This window comes from Kitasatospora sp. NPDC059817, assembly GCF_042731835.1.
Lineage (GTDB): Bacteria > Actinomycetota > Actinomycetes > Streptomycetales > Streptomycetaceae > Kitasatospora.
In genome coordinates, this window is sequence record NZ_JBHWIR010000174.1 from 10,478 (window position 1) to 15,708 (window position 5,231).

Genomic DNA, 5,231 nt, shown 5'->3' on the forward strand with positions numbered 1-5,231 from the left:
ACATCAACACTGGCTTGGTCGTGGGCAGCTTCCTCTGTTTATAACACCCCGTACCAGGCCCGCGCCGGGGCCGGCGCCGCCCCCGACGCCACCTCCGCCGCCGCCGGCGCACCCGCCCGCGCGTCCCGCGTGGTCGCCGCCGCCGTCACCGCCGCCACCAGCGCCAGCCCCGCCGCCGCGAACGGGAACCACCGCCCGCCCAGCACCGCGATCGCCGCACTGCCCGCCACGCCCCCGGCCGCCGTCCCCAGGTACAGCGCACTGCTGTTCAGCGAGATCAGCAGCGGCGCGTTCCCCGGATCGATCGACGCCAGCCGGTGCGGCAGCGCCACCGACACCGCCCACCCCGCCAGCGGCACCACCGCCGCGTACACCAGCGCCCCCGGCATGCTGCGCCCCAGCCATGGCAGCGCGGCGAACGCGCCCGCCGCCACCGTCGAGCCGGTCAGCAGCACCCGCCGCACCCCGACCCGGTCCACCAGGCGCCCGCCTAGCCAGCTGCCCGCCACCGACATCACGCCCGCCGTCAGCAGTACCAGGCTCAGCCGGTCCGCGTCGCCCCCGGTCGCCCCCGAGACGGCGGTGGCCAGGTAGATGTAGACGCACTGGAAGGCCAGGAAGAACGCCAGCGTGGTGGCCGCCGCCCCCAGCACCCGCCGCTGCCCCAGCGGGGCCAGGCGCGCCCGCAGCCCCGGCGCCGCCACCGGCGCCGGCAGGTCGCGCAGCAGCAGCGCCAGCCCCGCCAGCGCCGCCACGCCCAGCGCGGTGACCAGCCACATCGTCATCCGCCAGTCGCCGCGCCCCACCCAGGTGCCCAGCGGCACGCCCAGCGCGGTGGCCACCGTCATCCCGCCCAGCACGGTGGCCAGCGCCCGTCCGCGCCGCTCGGGGGCGACCAGGGTGGTGGCCACCGCGTTGGCGGTCGGCGTGTACAGCGCGGCCCCGGCGGCCGCCAGGACCCGGGTGGCCAGCAGCAGGCCGTAGTTCGGGGCGAGCGCGCTGAGCGCGTTGGCCGCGCTGAACACCACGAGCGCGGTCAGCAGCAGCCGCCGGCGCGGCCAGCGGGCGGTGAGCGCGGCCAGCGCCGGGGCCAGCAGCGCGTAGCCGAGCGCGAAGACGGTGACCAGCTGGCCCGCGGCCGGCACGGACACCCCCAGGTCGGCGGCGATCAGGCCGAGGATGCCGGCGACGACCATCGAGTCGGTGCCCATGGCGAAGGTGCCGAGAGCGAGCAGGAGCAGGCGTACGGGCATGGAAAAGCCCCCCGATTGTTTGACGATAGGGCAACAGTTTGACGCTCGTCAAACACTAGGGATGGGTGGATGATTGTCAAACCATCGACGACCCGACGAGGATCACGCGCCATGACCGAAGACGAGCGGCTGCCCCAGCCCACCACCGCCGACATCGACCTCGTCACGGTCCTGCACGCCCTCGGCGACCCCGTCCGGATGACCCTGCTGCTCAGCTACGCCGACGGCGCCGAACACTCCTGCGCCCCCCGCGACCTGGGCCTGGAGCACCTCCACAAGTCGACCGTCTCCCACCACATGCGCGTCCTGCGCGAGGCCGGCGTCACCACCACCCGCGTCGCCGGGCGCAACCGCTTCGTCAGCCTGCGCCGCACCGACCTCGACACCCGCTTCCCCGGCCTGCTCGACGCCCTCCTCACCGGTGCGCCCGCTGCCCCCGCAGCTCCCGCCGCGCCCGCTGGGCCCGCCGTCTCCGGCTGAGGCCTGCGCCCCGGGGCCTATGCCCGCGGTCGTACCCGCCGCCCGGCGCTCCTGCGCCGGCCCGACGCGCCCGCAGGGCCCGACCCGCCACCGTGGGCCCATGACCACCCCGCACACCGTGACCACCCCGTACGCCGCTGCCGCCCCGCAGTTCGGCCGCCGCAGCGCCCTGGCCGCCCTGGCCGCCACCGCTCTGCTCACCGCCGCGGGCACCGCCCCCGCCCGCGCCGCCACCCGCGCCGCCGCCCCGCCCTCACCCCCGGGCCGGCCCCCGCGCCTGATGCTGCCCGCCCCCACCGGGCCCCACCCCGTCGGCACCACCACCCTGCACCTGGTCGACCCCGCCCGCCCCGACCGCTGGGCCCCCACCCCGCGCCCGCGCGAGCTGCGCACCCGCCTCTGGTACCCCGCCGCCCGCGTCGCCGGCCACCCCCGCGCCCCCTGGATGAGCCCCGCCGAGACCGCCCACCTGGAGACCGCCTACTTCCAGGTCCCCGCCGCCGGCCTGGACTGGCCCACCACCCACGCCCACACCGACGCCCCCGCCGAGACCTCGTGCCGCCACCCCGTCGTCCTCAACTCCCACGGCTCCGGCGGCGACTCCGCCTTCAACACCGCTCTCGCCGAGGAACTCGCCTCCCACGGCCACGTCGTGGGGGCGGGGGGCCCCCCCCCGCCCCCCCCGCGCCGGGGGGGGGGGGGGCCCCCCCCCGCCCGACCGCGCCCAATCGCCCCCGCGCGCGCGAGACCCCCCGCCCCCCGCCCCCGCCCCCGGGGCCCCCCCCCGGTGGAACAAAACCCCCCGGGATCGGGGGGCGACTCCGCATTCAACCCCGCTCGCGCCGAGGAACTCGCCTCCCCCGGCCACGTCGTCGCCGCCGTCGACCACACCTTCGACGCCGGCGAGATTGAATTCCCCGGCCACCGCCTGGAAGTACGCGACAAGGCCGCCGTCCAGGCCATGACCGACGCCGACATCGTCGCCTACCGCGCCGCCGACGTCCGCCTCGTCCTCGACCGCCTCACCGACCTCGCCGCCGGCGCCGACCCCGACGCCGACCACCGCCCCCTGCCCGCCGGCCTCGCCCAGGCCCTCGACCCGGAGGCCGTCGCCATGTTCGGCCACTCCATGGGCGGCGCCACCACCGCCCAGGCCCTCCACGACGACCCCCGCATCCGCGCCGGAGCCGTCCTCGACGGCCCCCTCTTCGGCACCTGCGCCACCGCCGACCAGCCGCGCCCCCTGCTGCTCATGGCCTCCACCTGGGCCAGCCCCGCCCGCGACGCCATGTGGGACACCCTGTGGCCCCACCTGACGGGCTGGCGCCGCCGGCTCACCCTCACCCGCTCCGGCCACCTGTCCTACACCGACCTCCAACTCCTCGTCCCCCAGGGGCAGGACGTGATCGCCTGGCCCGCCGACCAACTGGAGCACTTCCTCGGCACCGGCGACCCGCTGCGCGCCGTCACCGCCCAACGCGCCTACCTCACCGCCTACTTCCAGCTCCACCTGCGCCGCCGCCCCACCACCCTCTTCGACGCCCCCTCCCCGCACTACCCCGAGATCACCCTCGACGCCTGAACCGGCCTGAACCGGCCTGAACCGGCCAGGACCCACCGCCCGCGGGGTGCCGGGGCGGCGGGTCCTGGAGTGGGAAGTCGGCCTGTCCGACTTCTCGCGGCGGCGCCGTGCCGGGGCGTCCGTCGGCAGGGGATCGGCAGGGGATCAGTAGGGGATCGGGCGGTTCTCGCGGGCCCACAGCTGTTCGGCCTCGCTCTGGGGCGGGGGCGGGGAGATCCCGTCCATCATCCACAGGTCCCGGGGCGTCTCGTCGATGTGGAACTCGCAGTACAGGCCGCGCCCGGTGGTGTGGGGCGCGAGGAGGGCGGCGAGGGCCTCCCGGGTGCGCTTGCGCAGGTCGGGGTCCTCGGTGTGCCGGGCGATGTGCTCGACCACGATCCGCACCGCGTCGTGCGCGGGCTGGTCGCCCACGTGGAAGGAGTCGGCGCCGATCTCGTGGAAGAGCGTCATCACGTAGAACTTCGGCAGTCCGAAGCGGGTGTAGAACCCGGTGATGTCGGCGGCGAGCTGCTGCTTCTGCCCGGGGGTGTAGGTGCCGGGAGGGTGGTAGACGTGCCACAGCGGCATGGGTGTTCTCCTCGGTGTCGGCCGGCGGTGGCCGGCGGGTTTCGGCGGTTTCGGCGGGGTGCGGGTCAGCGGCGGATGGGGATGGTGAGGCCCTCCACCGGGCCGGGGAGCGCGGACTTGAGCGCCCGGGTGAGGTCGTCGACGAGGACTTCGCGATCGCCGCGCTCGACGCCGTCCAGGACGATGCGGGCCACCTCGGCGGCCGGGATCTTGTCGACGGGCAGGGCCGCCACCATCTCGGTGTCCGCGAAGCCCAGGTGCACGCCGACGACCTGGGTGTGCTGGGCGGCGAGTTCCAGGCGCAGGGAGTTGGTCAGGGACCACAGGGCGGCCTTGGAGGCGCCGTAGGCGCCGGCGCCCGCGCCCCAGGACAGCGCGGAGTGGATGTCGACCAGCGCCCCGCCGCCACGGGCCGCCAGCACCGGCGCGAAGGCCCGGGCGATGCGCAGCGGGCCCAGGACGTTGGTGTCGAAGGTCTCCTGGACCTGCCGCAGGTCGGCGGTGAGCAGCGCTCCCGGGTACAGGACGCCGGCGTTGTTGAAGACGAGGTCGACGTCCTGGACGCGCTCGGCCAGGGCGGCCACCGAGGCGTCGTCGGTGACGTCCAGGGCGAGGACCTCCACCCGTGCGTCCTCGCTGGGTACGGGGGTGCGGGCGGTGGCGTAGACCTTCTTCGCGCCGCGCGCCAGCAGTTCCCCGACGAACGCCCGGCCGAGGCCGCGCAGGCCTCCGGTGACCAGGGCGGTGGAGCCGTCGATCACGGTCATGTGCGTGTTCCTCGCTCTCGGAAGGCGGTGCCCGCAGCCGGGGCACCGCAACGTTTAGATTATTACCATCATCTAAACTGGATGGGGAAGCCCGGATGGGAAAGTAGGACCACCACCACCGCAGGACGAGGAAAGGAACGCAGGCATGCCCCGCGTGTCACGGGCCGAGGCCGAACGCCACCGCCAGGAGGTGATCGACCACACCGCCAGACTGATCCGGGAGCAGGGCTCCGACCAGGTCAGCGTCCCCCAGGCGATGGCCGCCGCAGGCCTGACGCACGGCGGCTTCTACCGGCACTTCGCCTCCAAGGACGACCTCGTCGCCCAAGCCCTCGCCGCCGCCTTCACCGAACGCCGCGAAGCCATGGACCGCCTCGCCGACGACCCCGCCCCCGGCGCGCCCGCTCCCCAACACCCCACCCCCCGCGCCGAGTTCCTCGCCCGCTACCTCTCCACCCTCCACCGCGACAACCCCGGCCAGGGCTGCGCCGCCGCAGCCCGGGGCGCCGCCGCCGCCCGCGCCGCCTTGCGCGGCGCCACCTCCCGGATCCAGACGCTGCTCTACCAGATCCAGAGCCTGGT

Annotated in this window: 6 protein-coding genes; 3 read left to right on the forward strand and 3 right to left on the reverse strand. The window is 75.5% G+C overall.

Annotated features, from left to right (window positions below):
• Positions 1-38: 38 nt before the first annotated feature.
• Positions 39-1,253, reverse strand: a complete 1,215-nt coding sequence (locus tag ACFV61_RS28365) for an MFS transporter (protein ID WP_380494647.1) — start codon at positions 1,251-1,253, stop codon at positions 39-41.
• A gap of 111 nt (positions 1,254-1,364) precedes the next feature.
• Between ACFV61_RS28365 and ACFV61_RS28370 the strand changes: the two genes are divergently transcribed.
• Positions 1,365-1,733: an ArsR/SmtB family transcription factor gene (locus ACFV61_RS28370; protein WP_380339198.1), complete on the forward strand. Its 369-nt coding sequence runs from the start codon at positions 1,365-1,367 to the stop codon at positions 1,731-1,733.
• 100 nt (positions 1,734-1,833) lie between these two features.
• On the forward strand, positions 1,834-3,315 hold the full coding sequence (locus tag ACFV61_RS28375; RefSeq protein ID WP_380494649.1) for a serine aminopeptidase domain-containing protein: 1,482 nt from the start codon (positions 1,834-1,836) through the stop codon (positions 3,313-3,315).
• A 144-nt stretch (positions 3,316-3,459) separates the two neighbouring features.
• Here ACFV61_RS28375 and ACFV61_RS28380 read toward each other — a convergent pair whose 3' ends face one another.
• Together ACFV61_RS28380 and ACFV61_RS28385 are read right to left on the reverse strand one after the other, a co-directional pair.
• The gene (locus ACFV61_RS28380; protein ID WP_063352960.1) at positions 3,460-3,882 is read right to left on the reverse strand and encodes a tautomerase family protein; all 423 of its coding nucleotides are present in this window, start codon (positions 3,880-3,882) and stop codon (positions 3,460-3,462) included.
• Between the two features lie 65 nt (positions 3,883-3,947).
• Complete coding sequence (locus tag ACFV61_RS28385) at positions 3,948-4,649, reverse strand: SDR family oxidoreductase (protein WP_380494651.1); 702 nt, start codon at positions 4,647-4,649, stop codon at positions 3,948-3,950.
• Between the two features lie 145 nt (positions 4,650-4,794).
• Here ACFV61_RS28385 and ACFV61_RS28390 point away from each other — a divergent pair.
• Positions 4,795-5,231 (forward strand): TetR/AcrR family transcriptional regulator (locus tag ACFV61_RS28390; RefSeq protein ID WP_380494652.1); only part of this gene is annotated, 437 nt, incomplete at its 3' end.